The sequence below is a fragment of the Halonatronum saccharophilum DSM 13868 genome (assembly GCF_000517025.1).
Lineage (GTDB): Bacteria > Bacillota > Halanaerobiia > Halobacteroidales > Halobacteroidaceae > Halonatronum > Halonatronum saccharophilum.
In genome coordinates, this window is the sequence record NZ_KI912094.1 from 596,978 (window position 1) to 614,040 (window position 17,063).

The window sequence follows — 17,063 nt, forward strand, 5'->3', positions numbered from 1 at the left end:
ATTTGATCAATCCACCTTTTTGTATGCGTTCATTCCCATCGGGACATACTACGGCAGTCTTTTCTATAGCAGTAGTGTTAGCAGCTAACTTTCCTCAGCTTAATTTATTAATAAAATCAGTAGCTGGGGTAGTAGGATTATCTAGAGCTTATGTAGGAGTTCACTATCCATCAGATATCTTAACAGGAGCTTTGATAGGAATTTATTTTTCTAATTTAGTTTATGTTTTGGGGTGATTATATATGTATATATATAAGGGGGGGGGGAGGGGGAGTGGGTGAGAAAAATAAATTCCTATCAAAGCTCCTGTTAAGATATCTGATGGATAGTGAACTCCTACATAAGCTCTAGATAATCCTACTACCCCAGCTACTGATTTTATTAATAAATTAAGCTGAGGAAAGTTAGCTGCTAACACTACTGCTATAGAAAAGACTGCCGTAGTATGTCCCGATGGGAATGAACGCATACAAAAAGGTGGATTGATCAAATTAACCCTATCCAAAGTCTGATAAGGTCTTTTTCTATTAACCATCTGCTTGATTATCTGTACAACAACCCCACTAGCTATTAAAGCCACTATAGCTTCCCATCCAACCTGCTTAAATCTATCTCCACCAAAGATAAGCATTAACAATGCAAAGGTTATAGTAAATAATGCACCACCTAAATGAGTTATTTTGGGCATAAGAAAGTCAAGAACTTTACATTTAATTTTATTATTAATCAGATAAAACACCTTAATATCGCCACTTAATACAGCTTTAAATATTATCTTCATAAAATCGACCCTTTCTTAAAAAAGTCCTTTGCCTACTTATTATATTATAATACCTATTATCACTCAATAATATATTATAAATCCCACATTAAATCATTTAATACTATCAACTATATATCTGCTATGGATACATCAATGATTCTCCTTGCACCTGCAAACTTCTTCCTCCAAAATCTATTGAACCTACTTACTTCTACATTTCTCTTCTGTAAGATATGGATAAACTCTCTATCATTAATCATAACCCCAGAGTGAGTTACTACCCCGTCTAATAATTCAAAATAAACCAAATCTAAAACCATTAATTCCTGAAACCCTACCTCTATTCCAATCTTAGATAATCCCCTAAGATACCTATTAGGATCCTCTTTATACCACTGTTCAGAGATAAAGGCACCATCATCTGATGGGAGGTCTAATCCAAAATCTCTATAAATAGCTATTAATAACCCCCAACAATCCAATCCCTGTAATGACCTGCCGTTATGCTTATATGGTATATTTCTATATTTTTCTACAATCTCTTTTACTTTATACTCTACTTTGTTCATCATTATATCCACCCCCTTCACCTTTTATTACAGTATATGTAATAAACAACAAGGGGTGAGAACGATTTAATCAAGCCATGGGAATATTTTAGCTAATTTTAATCCTCTTTTAACAAATTCGGGGTTATTCTCTATATATTCAACTAACTTAAATCTATAATCTACCTCTAATTCACCTTCAATCTCTATGCCTTCAGATAAATCTTTGGAACTTTCCTCTACTGAATCTATAAAACATAAGGGGGGAAATAAAACACACCACCAATTGGATCCACTCCCTTCACCTATAGTAACCCTTAGAGCATTATAATCTCCTTCGGGCAAAGTAGTATCTCCATAGCTTCTAGTAGGAAAATGGTACTTTCCAACCTCTATCTCTACTTTATATTCATAACCTAGATTAATTATCTTTTCTAAAATTATACCCTTTATATAATCTATTTCTTTCTCAGCACTCTTACTAGCTTCTTCTATCGTTTTTGCCTCTTCAAAAATTGGCTTAACCTTCTTTATAATCTCATTTCTAACTTCACGTTTTAATGACTGGTCAGGAAATGAATTGCTATTAGGGATTATATGCAGCCTTAATAAATTATCTGGATTATAATCTATACTATTATTATCTAAAACGAAAGCCTTCTTATTAGCAAATAATGATAATATGATCACAACTAAAACTATTACTACTATAAAGCTACTCCTTCTCATCTTACTGCCTCCCTTAACTCCATCTCACCTTTTAACTTTTTTAAGGCCTTCTTTTGTATTCTAGATATCTGAGCCTGAGAAAGACCTATTCTTTGAGCTATCTCAGATTGAGTTGCTCCTTCATAAAATTTAAGCTTTATTATCATCAACTCACGAGGTTCTAACCTGTTAAAGGCTTCTTTCATATTAATATGTTCTGTCCAATCAACCTTATCTTCAATACTTAATTGATCTACTAAATATAAATCCTCACCCTCTCCTTGAAAGACTGGTTTAAATAAAGATATTGGTGTCTTGGTAGCATCTAAAGCATATATAATCTCCTCTTTGGAAATTTCCAACTTCTCTGCTATCTCACTTATTGTTGGCTCCTTACCATTCTTTTGACGCAATTGCTCCTTTAGTTTTAGAACTTGATAGGCAAGCTTACGTAAAGACCTACTTACTCTTATCTTACGATTATCTCTTATATACCTCTTTATCTCCCCAATAATCATTGGTACGGCATAGGTTGAAAACTTTAACCCTCGGTTTATATCAAAATTATCTACAGCCTTCATCAAACCTATACACCCAACCTGAAATAAGTCATCTATAGGGTGATCACTCCTTTTAAACCTCTTTAAAATACTTAATACCAACCTTAAGTTACTGTTAACCAGTTTATCTCTAGCATCATCTTTTCCTCTATCCATTGCATTAAATAAATCTAACATTTCTTTATCAGATAACAAAGGTATATCTCCAGTATTAAGGCCACTTACTTTTACCTTCTCCATAATATCACTCCCATTATTTTCAACTTTTTCTATTAATTATAGTTGACGCTTGTGACTGAAGTTATACATATAAATTTTAATTTTTATATTTATTTAATAATAGAAGTTTATTATGGTTATCATATTAGTAATTGTAAACCTTATAACTAAAAGTAATTTAAGTACTTTTAGATAAATAGATTAAGGTTATGGAGTGATTTTATGATAAATATATCCCAATTTCAGTTCTTCTTATTAACTACTACTTTAATGATTGGTAGTGCTGTCTTATTTCCCTTAGGTATAGGGGCCAACCAAAATGCTTATCTTGTAGTATTAATAGGTATGTTTTTAGCTATAGGATTATCTTTTGTTTATATAAAGCTACACTCTCTACTACCCAAAAAAACCTTCATTGAAGTTCTACAACTTATCTACGGTGAAGCTTTAGGTTGGATATTAGGATTGATATATTCAACCTTCTTTCTTTATATTGGAGTTAGAAACTTAAGAGACTTAGGGGAACAGGTTATCCAATTTGCTATGCCTGGAATTGATATGGAAATTGTTATTTTTTTCAGTGTAATTCTTATAATCTATGGAATTTATAATGGCATAGAGACTATTGCCAGGGCCAACACCTTAACCTTTGCTATTACAGCTTTAACATTGTGTATAGTTCAGATATATACTTCCATTTATATCTCTGATCCTCAACTATTAAAGCCTTTTTTGGCCCAAGGCGTTGGCCCAGTATTAGAAGAAATCTATCCTGACATTTTAGCCTTTCCCTTTGCAGAGTTAGCAGCCTTGATGATGATCTTTCCTTATGTAATCAATGAAGATAAAAACCTTAGAAAGACCTTTATTGGAGGAATCATTTTAGGATCTATTATAATAACTCTAAATACAATTGTTATTATAACTTCTTTAGGAACACATCTAGCAGCCGAAACAAACTTCCCACTAATGAAAGTAGGCCAACTTCCAGTAAATGAATTAATAAAGTTCGATTTTTTTATTAACCTAGCTACAACAATAATCTTAATAGCTAAAATCCAACTCTTAACATATTGTGGTTTAAAAGGGTATAGGAAACTCTTTGGGTTTTCTTATAATAAGCTCTGCATACTAACCCCTCTTATAATGGGATATCTGGCTTATATTATAGCTGAAAGTTTCCCTGAACATATAGACTTTGGTCTTGGCACTTCTCTTTATATCAATCTAGCAGTTGGTATCTATCTTCCTTTAACTACTTTGATGATTTATTATTTGAAAAGATGGATAAGTGGAATCTTATAGTAATTAAGTGGCACTTTTATAATAAAGATCAAAAGATTTTTCACCACGAATGGACACGAATTATCACGAATAAAAGATCTTAAAAAACTTATATTAATAAATTCTTAAAATTAAAATACTGAAATTATAATATAATTTAGTCAACCTTCATCAACATCATAAATTTTAATAATAAATAAAATAGGTTTTGGCCTATATTAGTGTTCATTAACACCCCAAGAGTATTTCCTCGGTCGTCCCTCCCTCAGGGCATGGTTCCAAAAAGCTCTTGATCTTTCTTTTTGGTTTTTAAAAGAGAAACTATATTACTATTAACCTACACACCATAATCTAAACAAAAAAGAGATAGCAGAAAATTTTTTGCTATCTCTTTTCTTTCAGATAACCAGAATATAAAAGGCTAACAGCTCCTCAAAGATAAATTGATAAATTGGAGCTAGGTAATTATATAGAGTTAAATTTAAATTTGGCAAGGGCAAATCTAATAGTAGTCCATAACTATATACAGCTCCAAAAGAAAATAGTATTAGATAAAGAGCCAACTCCTTCCACCTTTTCTTAGCTATTAGCCCCTTAGTTTGAAAGTAAACTAAGATAATAAAGAATATCGTCAATGGAATTCCTACCATCAAACCCCTCCTATTCCATTACTGGCTGTGATATCATACCTAAGCGCTCTATAGTAACATCTATATTGATCGCTGTAGTTACTGTAGGAAATATCTCCTCCCAATCCTCCTTTAGCTCTTCCCACTCTCTAGGGTGATTGCGATAAACTAAATCTCCATAACCGAAGATATCGGCACCATACTCAATCTGAGCCAACCTCAAGACAGCCTTAACCTCTTTCTCTATCTCCTTGGCAATATATGATTCTACCTTTTGGATATTATCCAAATCTCCCATATCCAAATTGGTAACTGCCTCTGTTAATTGAACTGCTGCATTTATGTCTAATCTATAATATAAACTCCCCTCCTCAATTACCGCCTCTAAGCTAGAACTACTATCCAATAGTTCTGCTGAAAACATAGACTTTTCACCTACCCCAACTGTATCTATCAAAGCTCCTCCTTCTACATCATCAGTGACCCAAAGAAAACCTCTAGTTTCAACCCTATCTGCCCATCCTTGGAGCTTACCGCTTTTAAAAACTCCCATTCCACTTATGGCAATAACTCTCTTTTCCTCTGCTGGTAAACCTTCCATCAGATCCTGTTGCTGATAAGTTGCCTCTGGGGGAAGTTTAGGATAATGAGCTGTTAGCCGAGCAATAGTCTCATCATAGTGGGGTAGAGCCAACTTTATCAAAAGATCTTTTAGGATAATTGGGCTTGCCTTTGACCAATCATTTTCATTATTTTCGATAATCCCTTCAATCTCTTGAGCTAAAAATCCCTCCTTTCTTGGCACTACCTCTAAAAGATTGCTAGCTTCTTTATCACCTACTAAAACCCAACTGTTATATCTAATCTCTCGGTTTCGAGCAAAAAAATCAACAACTTCTCTTAGTCCTTTTTGAGCTGCCGTCTTTCCTATTACTATTAAACGGCTGTGAAAAAAGGCTAAATCCTGACTAGATGCAGTCCTTATATTCTTACTAGCCTGCATTAGTGTATCGCCAGTAGCACTATAATTCCAGATATCAGGCTCTCCTCCTCCTAGGCCACCTGGAGATCGCTCAGGAGATATTATCTGAACCATTATCTTATACTTTTCCTCTTGTTCAAGCCAATCGACTGCCGTTAATGTTACTATCCCCAGCTCATCTACCTCTCGCGGTTCTCCACATCCTCCTAAGAGGAACCCAACGAGTATGAACATAATTATTAATATAACTTTAGCTCTCATCCTCTTCCTCCTTTGGTGGTCTAGGCATAGCATTATCCTTGATACGCTGCTTATCTCTTTTCACAATAAAGTCAGGGCGTCTATTCTTAAACCACTCTGGCGCCTTAAATAAAACATCTTTAAAACCTATAGGGTGGGTTGGGCTGACAGGTGATAGATAAGGGACACCAAAGGAACGTAAACTTGAAAGATGAATCAATAATAACATCATCCCAAAGGTAATCCCAAACATCCCCCAGCCTGCTGCCAAAAGCATCAATGGAAACCTTAAGAGTCTTACTCCTGTTCCCATACTATGGGAAGGAATAATAAAGGAGGCTATACCTGTTAATGCAACTACTATTACCATAGCTTGAGATACTAGACCTGCCTGTACTGCTGCCTCTCCAACTATAAGAGCACCAACAATACTAATCGCCTGACCAACAGGTTTAGGCAACCTTAACCCTGCTTCTCGTAAAAGTTCAAAAGCAACCTCCATTATCAAAGCTTCAATAATTGCAGGAAAGGGAACCCCCGAGCGAGATGCTGCTATACTTATTAGAAGTGCCGAGGGAATCATCTCCTGATGAAAGGTAGTAATAGAGATATAAGTAGCAGGACCCAATAAAGCTATAAGAAAAGCCATATACCTTAATAACCTTACTGCTGTTGGGAATAATCCACGCTCATAATAGTCCTCATTTGCCTGTAAGAAATGAAAGAAGACAGCAGGAAACGTAAGAACAAAAGGCGTTCCATCAGTAATAACTGCTATTCTACCTTCATTTAAAGCTGCCGCTACCCCATCTGGTCTTTCAGTATTTAACATTTGAGGAAAAGGGGAAAAAGGGTTATCCTCAATCAACTGTTCAATTATCCCACTCTCATTTATAATATCTATATCTATACTCTCCAACCTCTTTGTTGTCTCTTCTACCAACTTATCATCTGCAATTCCTTCTATATAAGCTATAGTCACATGGGTCTTACTGACCCTTCCCAACTTAAAAGACTCATATTTTAGATCAGGGGTTTTAATCTTAGTTCTAATCAGAGCTAAATTGGTATTATAATCTTCAATAAACCCTTCCCTTGGCCCTCTAACTACTGTCTCTGTCTCTGGATCAGCAACACTTCTCTTCTCTCTAGTGTGTATATCTAAAACTAAAGAATCTCTCTCTCCATCCACTAAAAGAATAGCATGACCACATAGAATATAATCTATTAACTCCGCCCACCTATGCTCCCTTTGCACACCACTTACATTAAGCAAAATACCCTCTACCTTATCTAGATAACCTGTATTGCTTATATCATTATCAATACTCCTATCTCGCGAAGTAACCATTAACTGCTTTAATATAACATCATTTACTATAGTCTCCTCTACTATTCCACCAATATATATCAAACCAGCCTTAATAGGTCTATCTCCCTTTATTATAAACTCTTTAACTGCAAAATCGCTTACCTTATTAAAGATACCTTCAATATAGGCTAGGTTCTTATCAAGATTAGAATCTAATGTTTTATTATTAATATTCTTACCCTTCTTATACTTTTCTTCTAATTTATTTAGCCCTTCTTTTGTCTTTTCCTCTAAAGGAACAGGTCTTTTGATATCTTTACCCATCTTATATCCCTTCCTTAAATAAATAATATTATTAAAGTTACTTCCTCTTAATAAAATATCCTAAAAGTATAATTATAAGTAACGGATAATGTAATAAAAATAATGTAGAAGCTGCATTAACTGCAAAATATAAATCTGGCACCCTAATCCGAGTGTTATACCATACTGATGAGACCAAGGCAATTGCAAATGGAATTACTAACAACTTATAATCATTAAGATTAAATACTTCTTCTATCCCCTTAAGAACTATAAAAAAATAGATTCCTACCTTTAAAGAAATCCCTAGAATCCAAGCAATTATTATAACCACTTCTGAACCTTGTAATGCCAATCTAGCCATATTAAAGAAAGGAAAAAATAGTTGGCTGGTCAAATCAGAACTTAAAGTCATAATTGTTGAAAGAGTTAATATAGTAATTATTAGCTGACTAAAGAGGTTAGCATATAATGATCTACTTAAAGCAATTTTTTTACTCTTTAGATAGGGCTTTAGAACTAAAATCACAAATATTGGTTGCATAAACCAACCACTGGCTAAGATACTACTTCTCAAAGCCCTATTTGTATCCCATACCATTGGTCTTAGATATTCAAAATTTATCTCCCTAATATTAACTACAATTATGACTACTATAGAGGTTACTACTATTATCATCCCCAGCTTATTGACTCTAACTATATTCTCAATACCAGTCCAAGCTAGATAAGCGGCTATCACACCTATTCCAACCCAAAACATAGCCGATGGCATATAAGGCATACTAAAGACTAAGAAGGTAACTCCTTGGTAAATTACAAAATAAACGAAGTAAACTATAGCTACAATATACATTAAAGATATTAACTTTCCTAAAACTTTGCCAAAAAGCTCTTTGAAATCACTAGTAATACCATCAGAAGAAAATTCAAAGCTTAACTTTAAAATTATTGCCTGTATAATAAACATTATTATTCCAGCTATAATGATACCTACCCAACCAAATTGTTCACCTTGCTCTACTAAATCCCTAGGTACAATTAGTATAATTGTAGCTACAATTATATTTATCACAAGCCAAAAAAGCTGTGATCTACCTATCTTCTCCTCCATTCTTTACCACCTATACCTTCTTTAATATTGCTATTAGTTTTAGTAAGTTCAAACTTTTCTATTCCTTAAAATTGAGCCAACAATAATTAAATTTAATTGCTAATACCTATTCTTTTATCATATTATATTAAGTGGAGGTGGTTTTATGGAAGATAAGTTTAATATATCAGAGATTTTACAGATAGCTATGAATACTGAGAAGGAAGGTGAGTTATTTTATAAAAAGTGTGCCAATATACATACTAATTCAAAGATCAAAGAGGTATTCTTAGAATTAGCAGAAGATGAAAGAGATCATTATAGTTACTTTAATAATCTATTAAAACAGTTTAAAGGAGAATATAAGGCTTTCAATAATAAATACCTTCAAGATAGAGAGGTGAACTCTTACTTAAAGACTTTGGTTCATATTAATATTTTCCCTGATGATACCCAAAATATAGAAAAGGTAGCAAGTAACTTAAAAGAAGCTATAGATATAGGGGTTAGAGCCGAACAGAACTCACTACTTCTTTACTCAGAGTTACTTAGATTCCAAGAAAGCAAAGGAAGCATCGATGCTTTAGAAAAGTTGATAATCGAAGAAAGACGCCACTTGATAAAATTAGAGTCGCTTAAATCGCATATCTGATTATGGAATCAGGAATCTGGAATCTGGAAACAAAACTCTCTCATTCCCAAATTCCAGTTTGGGAATGTCACAATACACAAAACTCCTGCTTCGTATAGACAGGTGAATTAGGCAAAATTATTAATCATAATCCAATTCCCAAGCGAGAGCTTGGGAATCAGTTCGAAAATAATAAAGGCTTTAAACTTTTAAGATTTTACTGATGGCTGATAGCTAATAATAAAGATATTCTTTATTATTAATCCAGTGGTATATCTAAGATTTCTGTTAGTCTATTAAGCCCTGAGAAGAGGTCAATTACTGAAGTCAACTCTAATATCTCTTCTTCTTTCATCCCTAACTCTTCAAAGTCACTATCCTCTAATTCTCCGTAATTATTGGTGGTCTTATCGACGAAGGTCAATATTCTACCCTCAACTTGGGTTAACAAACTATAATCTCCTACCTTTAGCCTCTCCAAGGACTCCACATTATAACCTAGATTCTGTAAGCCATTATAATGAACATTTATACAATACTCTGCACCGTTTAATACCGACACTCTAAGAGCTACAAGCATCTTGACCTTCCTTGGCAGAAGATCATCTTTCATAATAGCATTCATCCTCATCCAAGTTCCTCTTAGAAGATCGCTCTTATGGGCCAACGTCTTAAATAGATTTGGTACCTTTCCTAAGCTAGACTCTATCTCTAGATAAGTATCCTTGACCACGCCTGTCGCCTCATCCATCCCAATCAACCCTAGCAAATTAACCTTTTCTTTTGTCATTGACATTTTTTCCACCTCCTAAGATTATTATCTCTTACTATATACTTCTTCATTCATATAATTGTTCTTAAACTTCACGTTATATTTTATACCTTACTAATTTCTTGCTTTAAACAGATATCCAAATAAAATTATTAATACTAGTGGATAATGAATTAAAATAAATACTGAAGTAACATTTACTTCATAATATAAATTTGGCTCGGTTATCTGATTAATATACCAAGTAAAAGAAACTAAGATAATTCCAAGTGGTGGTATTAGATTATCGTAATTAGATAGGTTAAATAAATCTTCTATTACTTTAAGGAACATAAAGAAATATATTCCTGTTTTAACTATTACTCCTACTATCCAAGCACCAATAATAAGGCTCTCTAACCCACCTAAAGCCAATCTTGCCATATTATATATAGGAAATTCTAATTCTTTCGTTAAAGGTACACCTAACAAAGCCACACTGAAAATAACTAACGTTATAACAAATAGTTGATTAAATAAATTAGAATATAAACTCTTTCTTAAAATATCCCCTTTATCTTTTAAATAAGGCTTTATCACCAATATCATCAGAGGAATCTGTACAAACCATACCCCTGCCACCAAGCTACCTCTAACTATTCCTTTACCATCCCACTCCATTGGTCTAAGGTTGCTAAAGTTAAAGTCACCACTGTTAGCTAATATAATAATCGATAATGCTATAACCACTACCAACATTGCTATACCATTAGATCTAGCTATGTTTTCTATTTTAGTATAAGTAAAATATGCTGCTACTATTGTTATTCCAGCCCATAAACCTCCTTCAGGCATATAAGGCATAGCAAAAACTAAGAATTCTACCCCTTGAAAAGTAGCCTGATATAGAATATAAAATAATGCCCAAAGATAGACAAGCACTAATATTGTTCCTATATACTTCCCAAATATAGCTTTTAAATCATAGACAATACCTTCATTAGAAAATCGAAAACTATATTCTATTATAAGAGATTGTAATAAAATCACAATAGCTCCCGCTAGAACAACTGATAACCATCCTATACTTTCAGAATGACCCACTAATATCCCTGGAACAATCAGTATAATAGTTGAAAGAACCAAGTTAACTCCAAGCCAAAAGACCTGCCATGAGCTTATCTTCTCTTCCATTTTAACACCCATCTTCTTCTAATATTTATATTAGTTTTACTAAATATTGAATTTTATATGCTAAAAAGAGTACTAAAACAAATTCATCTCAGTACTCTTTTAAACAAATTAATCAAATCTATCTTCAATAAATTGCTTTTATATCCAAATTGTTTGAAAAATTAGAGATGCCTAGCTAAGTAGATTCTATCTTTTAGCCTGTGCTTTAATAAAATAACCTAATAAAATTATTATTAATAATGGATAATGAACTAAAATAAGTGTAGAGATAACATTAACCAAATAATATAGCATAGGCACTTTAATCTGAGAATTATACCAAGTAAAGGAAGCCATCATAATCCCAAAAGGAATTATTAGTTCACTATAACTAGATAAATTAAATGAATTTTGAATAAACTTCATAATTAAAAAGAAATAAATTCCTGACTTTACAATTACCCCTGATATCCAGATAACAACAATAATAATTTCTAAGCCATTTAGAGATAATCTAGCCATATTATAAACTGGAAACTCTAGCTCTGCAGTTAAGGGGACACTCAGTAAAACAATAGTTAAAATAACTAAAATAATAACTAAAATCTGACTAAACAAGTTAGCATACAAACTTTTTCTTAAAACATCAGCCTTATCTTTTAAATTAGGTTTTATAACCAATAACATAAAGGGAATCTGCATAAACCACCCCCCTGTTATTAAACTACCTTTAATTACTCCTTTTCCATCCCACCTTATTGGCTTTAGGTGTTGGAAATTAAAATCTCTAATATTAGTCAATATAATTATCACTAAAGCTAAAACACTTATTGACATCACTATAGAATTAACCCTACCCATATTCTCTATTTTAGAATAAGCAAAATAAGCATTTGCTGCTGCTATACCAAACCAAAAAAAACCTTCTGGAATATAAGGCATAGCAAAAATTAAAAAATCTATTCCTTGATAAAATGTCTGAAAAAAAATAAAAAACAAAGCCCCAAGATAAACTAAAACCAATAAAGTTCCTAAGTACTTTCCAAATATCTTTTTTAGATCATAAACAATCCCTTGATTAGAAAATTCAAAGCTATATTTAAAAATTAAAAATTGAATTATCATCATAATTGTTCCAGCTACAGCAACAGATACCCAACCTATATTCTCTGCATATCCAACTAATGTACTAGGCACAATTAATATAATTGTAGAAATAACCAAATTAACTCCAAGCCAAAAGACCTGCCATGAGCTTATCTTTTCTTCCATTTTAACACCCATCTTCTTCTAATATTTATATTAGTTTTAACTATTCTAAACTTCTTATACAAAAAAAGATAAGACTAAGGTGAATTCACCTTAGTCTTATCTTTAAGCTATCTATATTATATTTTAATAACATTCTTAGCTTGTAGACCTTTTTGACCTTTTTCCGCAACAAATTGAACCTCTTGACCTTCTTCTAATTCTTTAAATCCGCCACCTTGGATTGCAGAGAAATGTACAAAAACATCTTCTCCTTCTTCTTGCTCAATAAATCCAAAGCCCTTTTCACTATTAAACCACTTTACCTTACCTTCGCTTAAATCTTCTACATTTGCAGTTGTTGCATTATTGTCTTTTTGAACCTCTTTTAGATCCTTTTTATCAACAAGACCAGCTTCTGCAAAAGCTTCTCCTAATGTACTAAATGACATATATACCCCTCCAACGCTCTTTTTATAATTTCTTTAACATCATAACATTATAAAGAGGTCTTGTCAAATAATCAGAACTTTCTTGCCCACTGACCAGTTATAGGATAAGAGTAATCTTCATCTCCCCAAACCTTAACTGTAGCAACGATTGGGGCTATCAATGTCAGCAAACCAACTACTGGTAAGATTAAAAACCCAATAAGAACAAAAGTCAAAATTCCCCCTATTATCCCAGCTAAAATCATACCACCATGAAAGAACATAGCCTCCTTAGCCTGCATCTTAATAAAGGAATTATTACTCAATAAATATATCAACAGAGGTGCCATAATCGGCGCTCCAAATAATATTCCTAAGTGGGCTATTGTCGATAATAGTTTCTCCTCACTTGTAAGCATCTAAATCACTCCCTTCTTTTGTAGTAATAAAGCATAGCTTTATTACTAGTGTCAGTGCCAGTGTCTGTGTCAGTTAAAATCTGAGTTCTTGAATTTGCTGACACAGACACTGACACTTTATTAATATTCAATCTCACTCTAAACTACACCACTACCATCATATGCTTCAAGACCAAATTAGCTAATACTATTTGTAACTATCGAGCAGATTTTTGAACCTTTCAGCTAAGCCTTCCACCTTCTCTATCAAATCCCTAGGGTAATAGATATTATATCTGACTCTTTTGCCAGCTACTGCTCGGACGGGGTCAGATATTTGGGATAACTCAACCTTCTCTCCCCTTTTATCTACTAGATAGATAGGATTTTTCTTATGATTTGAATTAGGCTGGTAATAATCATAGGATATATCACTAGGACAGTCCAATTCTAAATAATACTCCGGATTAATTCCTGCCTCAACCAAAAGAGAACTCAGTTGACTATAAAGATCATCATCATTACTATCAACTTCTATCCTCTTAAATAAGCTCCTATTTAATATTCTTGAGCTTAAATCCGACAATATAATATCAGAACTACTAGTCCACTTTTGAAAAAGAAAAAATAATACAGAATCGTCTAGGTTTAAGTAATCCTTTACTAAAAGCTTATCTTCAAATAGATTTGTAAATTCATTTGGCAAGCAGATATCTTCTCCACTTTTGTATAAAGCTTTGGCTCTTTTAAATAAATTACGCAAGATAATCTCTCCACTTCTACTTGTTGGGTGGAAATATACCTGCCAATACATAGAGTAACGGGCCAATATATAAGCTTCAATAGAGTGCATCCCCTCTTTTCTAAAGAAGATACCATCTTTTGTCGGTACCATAACTCTGATAATTCTCTCTAAATCAAAGTTTCCGTAACTGACTCCTATAGCCTTAGAGTCTCTTAGCAGATAATCGGTTCTATCGGCATCAATCTGACTAGAGATTAAATCGATAATTAGCTTATTTGAATGAATCCCTTTAATAACCTCGGTAACTTCTTTAGGAAAATTAGAACCTACTTTAGAAAGCACTTTATTTACCTGAGTATCTCCTAAGATTATCTTATTTGTCCACGCCTCATGCCTTAAAGAAAACACTCCTTCTAAAGAATGAGAAAAGGGAGAATGGCCTAAGTCATGTAATAGTGCTGAAGTCAAAGCCAACAATTGCTCCTTTTTGGATAAGAAAAGTTGGCCCTTCTTATCCAACCCCTCCAAGATTCTTCTAGTCACCTCATAAGTCCCCAAAGAATGAGCAAAACGACTATGCTCCCCACCATGATAAGTCAGATAAGATAGCCCTAACTGCTTAACCCGCCTCAACCTTTGCATCTCCTTACTATCTATAAGCTCTAAAATCAAAGGCTCATAAACATAAACAAAACCATGCACTGGATCTTTAAAGACCTTCTCCTTCATAAAGTTCCTCCTTCCTTTTAAAAACCTTAAATATAAAGGGCTTAGCACTGATTAAGTCCTGATCAAAACCGATTAAATCTGATTTAATTTTTTTACTTCTAATGCTTTAATCAGATCTAATCACCCCAAAGGCATTTCTTCATATTTTATAACAACCATAAACCCTTAGTGAAAATCACTTTCCACTTCCTTTGACCTTAAGATTTTAAAGATTTATAACTATCAATTGATTTACTAGCTCTTAACCTTATAGCCTATCTTAAATAGATGAGTAACCAGATATAAAAGTGCTAAAAATGAAGCCCCTACAATTATCAAAGATAACCAAGGACTAATATCTGATTGTCCAACAAAAGCATAACGAACCATATCTACCATATAAAAGACTGGGTTGAATAATGATACCTCACTCCAGATTCCCGGTAGCCCCCTTACAGAATAGAAGACTCCGCTCAAAAAGGTCAAAGGTGTAATAAAGAAATTAGAGAATATAGATACATGGTCAAACTTCTCTGCCCATAACCCTGCTATAATTCCTAAAAGAGAAAAGATACCCGAAATAATTAAAGCAAATATAATTGCTAAGAAAGGATAAGCAACACTACCACCATAAAAGAAGATTGATACTAAGTAAATAACAAATCCAACAAGCATCCCCCTGGCAATCCCACCAATCATAAAACCTAGACTCAACTGTATATGAGAAAATGGGGCCAACAATAAATCAACAATATTCCCTTGATACTTAGCGACAATCAAGGATGACGATGTATTGGCAAAGGAATTTTGGATTAGACTCATAATAATTAGCCCTGGAACGATAAAATCAATATAAGGTATGTTATAACCTACTGCCTCACGGTTTTGAAAGGAATAAGCAAAGATGATCAAATAAAGTGAGGTAGATATTAATGGAGCAAATACCGTTTGTACTGCAACCTTAGAGAATCTTAAGATTTCTCGTTTAATCAGTGAATAGAATATAATAGATCTAATCTTGACCACCTCCTAGTTGGGTCAACTTCAAGAATACATCTTCTAACCTTGGACTACTAATATTCATATCTAATATAGTAGTATCTAATGAATTTATTAAAGATAATACCTTATCTAACTGATTCTTACTAACCTCTATCTCAAATTCCTTATTCTTATCATCAACATCCAACTTATAGGATGCAAATACTTCACCTAAATCATCAGAAGTTTTATCAACCTTGACCTTAAGCAACTTCCTATCTATAGAGTTAATTAGGTTATCCTTAGTGTCAACCTTGACTACCTTTCCCTTATTCATAATCCCAATCCGATCACACAAAGTTTCTGCCTCTTCTAAGTAATGGGTCGTCAAGATAATCGTCTTACCCTCTTTATTTAGCTTGATGACATACTCCCAAAGGCTATTTCTAAGCTCTACATCAACACCAGCAGTTGGCTCGTCTAGAACAATTATCTCTGGATCGTGAACTAAAGCTTTGGCTATAAGAAGCCTTCTCTTCATACCTCCCGACAACTCCCTTGGCCCTTTTTCTGCTTTATCAGTCAGACCTAGAGCATCTAGAATCTCATCGATCTTCTCGTCATTATCCCTAATCCCAAAATAACCCGATTGTATCTTTAATGTTTCTCTAACATTAAAATAAGGATCAAAGGCTATCTCCTGAGGAACTATCCCTAAGGATAGCTTAGTCTCTCTATAATCTTTAACTGTATCTTTTCCTAAAACAGTAATAGAACCTGAATCTTTATTGACTAACCCACCTAAAATTCCGATTAAAGTACTCTTACCGGCACCATTTGGCCCTAGCAGACCAAAAAACTCGCCCTTTCTTATCTCTAAATTTATATCATCCAGAGCCTGCAACTCTCCATAACTCTTATTTATAGAATCAATCTTAATAGCAACTGTCATTTATACATTCCTCCTCTTTACTATATAATAACTTTATTTCTCTTATTTATCAAGAGGTGGAGTTAGCTATCAGTATGAAAATAAAACTTAATAGTAATAAAGCATAGCTTTATTACTGGTGATGAGTAATCAGTAATGAGTAATGGGTAAAACCTTAAAACCTCAGACCCCATCCCCCTTACGAGTTTCAAGAAACTCTTCATGGTTATTATCTTCACCAAAGTGATTGTGAAGATAATTTCCCTAAGCCCTTCCCCTTATCTAAGGAGAAGCTGATCTTGGCACGAAGAGTCTTGTTCTTTAGACTCTGAGGGGGGAACTACTTTCCCCCTCTCTTCAGAGGAGGAGAGGCTGGTTTTGCACGGAGTGGTCGATAGACCCGAAGGGGGGGTAGGGGGGTGAGG

18 protein-coding genes and 1 pseudogene are annotated in these 17,063 nt (G+C 33.6%); 3 read left to right on the plus strand and 16 right to left on the minus strand.

Annotated elements, in window-relative coordinates:
- Positions 1-236, plus strand: a 236-nt coding sequence (locus HALSAC_RS15200) for a phosphatase PAP2 family protein (RefSeq protein ID WP_156924146.1), incomplete at its 5' end; no start/stop codon positions are given.
- On the opposite strand, the gene HALSAC_RS15205 is transcribed toward HALSAC_RS15200, so the two are convergent.
- The 4 genes from HALSAC_RS15205 to HALSAC_RS0106515 all read right to left on the minus strand — a co-directional run bounded on the left by HALSAC_RS15205 (position 221) and on the right by HALSAC_RS0106515 (position 2,819).
- The gene (locus HALSAC_RS15205) at positions 221-781 is read right to left on the minus strand and encodes a phosphatase PAP2 family protein (protein ID WP_051412106.1); all 561 of its coding nucleotides are present in this window, start codon (positions 779-781) and stop codon (positions 221-223) included. The two genes, HALSAC_RS15200 and HALSAC_RS15205, sit on opposite strands and share 16 nt — an antisense overlap.
- Before the next feature lie 110 nt (positions 782-891).
- Positions 892-1,335, minus strand: coding sequence for a C40 family peptidase (locus tag HALSAC_RS0106505; RefSeq protein WP_051412107.1), 444 nt, complete (start codon positions 1,333-1,335; stop codon positions 892-894).
- A gap of 63 nt (positions 1,336-1,398) precedes the next feature.
- The gene (gene spoIIR / locus HALSAC_RS0106510) at positions 1,399-2,040 is read right to left on the minus strand and encodes a stage II sporulation protein R (RefSeq protein WP_027339588.1); all 642 of its coding nucleotides are present in this window, start codon (positions 2,038-2,040) and stop codon (positions 1,399-1,401) included.
- Positions 2,037-2,819: a SigB/SigF/SigG family RNA polymerase sigma factor gene (locus HALSAC_RS0106515; protein ID WP_027339589.1), complete on the minus strand. Its 783-nt coding sequence runs from the start codon at positions 2,817-2,819 to the stop codon at positions 2,037-2,039. The genes spoIIR and HALSAC_RS0106515 overlap by 4 nt, the downstream gene beginning before the upstream one ends.
- Positions 2,820-3,020: 201 nt before the next feature.
- Between HALSAC_RS0106515 and HALSAC_RS0106520 the strand changes: the two genes are divergently transcribed.
- Positions 3,021-4,103, plus strand: a complete 1,083-nt coding sequence (locus tag HALSAC_RS0106520) for a GerAB/ArcD/ProY family transporter (protein WP_027339590.1) — start codon at positions 3,021-3,023, stop codon at positions 4,101-4,103.
- A 377-nt stretch (positions 4,104-4,480) separates the two neighbouring features.
- On the opposite strand, the gene HALSAC_RS0106525 is transcribed toward HALSAC_RS0106520, so the two are convergent.
- Genes HALSAC_RS0106525 through HALSAC_RS0106540 form a run of 4 tightly spaced genes read right to left on the minus strand, consistent with a single transcriptional unit; the run spans position 4,481 to position 8,662 of the window.
- A complete protein-coding gene (locus tag HALSAC_RS0106525) occupies positions 4,481-4,732 on the minus strand; it encodes a hypothetical protein (protein WP_027339591.1) in 252 nt (83 codons plus the stop codon).
- 10 nt (positions 4,733-4,742) lie between these two features.
- Positions 4,743-5,954 carry a Ger(x)C family spore germination protein gene (locus tag HALSAC_RS0106530; protein WP_027339592.1) on the minus strand — a complete coding sequence of 404 codons (1,212 nt, stop codon included), beginning with the start codon at positions 5,952-5,954 and terminating at the stop codon, positions 4,743-4,745.
- Complete coding sequence (locus tag HALSAC_RS15210; protein ID WP_035571353.1) at positions 5,944-7,569, minus strand: spore germination protein; 1,626 nt, start codon at positions 7,567-7,569, stop codon at positions 5,944-5,946. The genes HALSAC_RS0106530 and HALSAC_RS15210 overlap by 11 nt, the downstream gene beginning before the upstream one ends.
- Positions 7,570-7,606: 37 nt before the next feature.
- On the minus strand, positions 7,607-8,662 hold the full coding sequence (locus HALSAC_RS0106540) for a GerAB/ArcD/ProY family transporter (protein WP_027339593.1): 1,056 nt from the start codon (positions 8,660-8,662) through the stop codon (positions 7,607-7,609).
- Positions 8,663-8,807: 145 nt separating this feature from the next.
- Between HALSAC_RS0106540 and HALSAC_RS0106545 the strand changes: the two genes are divergently transcribed.
- Entirely contained in the window at positions 8,808-9,293 is a 486-nt protein-coding gene (locus tag HALSAC_RS0106545) for a ferritin family protein (protein ID WP_027339594.1), read from the plus strand.
- Positions 9,294-9,531: 238 nt separating this feature from the next.
- On the opposite strand, the gene HALSAC_RS0106550 is transcribed toward HALSAC_RS0106545, so the two are convergent.
- The 8 genes and pseudogenes from HALSAC_RS0106550 to HALSAC_RS0106585 all read right to left on the minus strand — a co-directional run bounded on the left by HALSAC_RS0106550 (position 9,532) and on the right by HALSAC_RS0106585 (position 16,659).
- The gene (locus HALSAC_RS0106550; protein ID WP_027339595.1) at positions 9,532-10,068 is read right to left on the minus strand and encodes a carboxymuconolactone decarboxylase family protein; all 537 of its coding nucleotides are present in this window, start codon (positions 10,066-10,068) and stop codon (positions 9,532-9,534) included.
- Positions 10,069-10,158: 90 nt separating this feature from the next.
- Positions 10,159-11,217 (minus strand): GerAB/ArcD/ProY family transporter, encoded by a 1,059-nt coding sequence (locus HALSAC_RS0106555; RefSeq protein WP_027339596.1) that lies wholly within the window; start codon positions 11,215-11,217, stop codon positions 10,159-10,161.
- 186 nt (positions 11,218-11,403) lie between these two features.
- A complete protein-coding gene (locus tag HALSAC_RS0106560) occupies positions 11,404-12,468 on the minus strand; it encodes a GerAB/ArcD/ProY family transporter (RefSeq protein WP_027339597.1) in 1,065 nt (354 codons plus the stop codon).
- A gap of 116 nt (positions 12,469-12,584) precedes the next feature.
- Positions 12,585-12,785 (minus strand): annotated as a pseudogene (locus HALSAC_RS17475) (cold-shock protein); the annotation flags it as partial.
- A 182-nt stretch (positions 12,786-12,967) separates the two neighbouring features.
- Entirely contained in the window at positions 12,968-13,294 is a 327-nt protein-coding gene (locus HALSAC_RS0106570; protein ID WP_027339599.1) for a DUF4870 domain-containing protein, read from the minus strand.
- A gap of 187 nt (positions 13,295-13,481) precedes the next feature.
- Positions 13,482-14,747, minus strand: a complete 1,266-nt coding sequence (locus tag HALSAC_RS0106575; protein ID WP_027339600.1) for an HD domain-containing protein — start codon at positions 14,745-14,747, stop codon at positions 13,482-13,484.
- Positions 14,748-14,981: 234 nt separating this feature from the next.
- Positions 14,982-15,752 (minus strand): ABC transporter permease, encoded by a 771-nt coding sequence (locus tag HALSAC_RS0106580; protein ID WP_245579434.1) that lies wholly within the window; start codon positions 15,750-15,752, stop codon positions 14,982-14,984.
- On the minus strand, positions 15,739-16,659 hold the full coding sequence (locus HALSAC_RS0106585) for an ABC transporter ATP-binding protein (RefSeq protein WP_027339602.1): 921 nt from the start codon (positions 16,657-16,659) through the stop codon (positions 15,739-15,741). Before HALSAC_RS0106585 ends, HALSAC_RS0106580 begins: the two co-directional genes overlap by 14 nt.
- Positions 16,660-17,063: the final 404 nt, after the last annotated feature.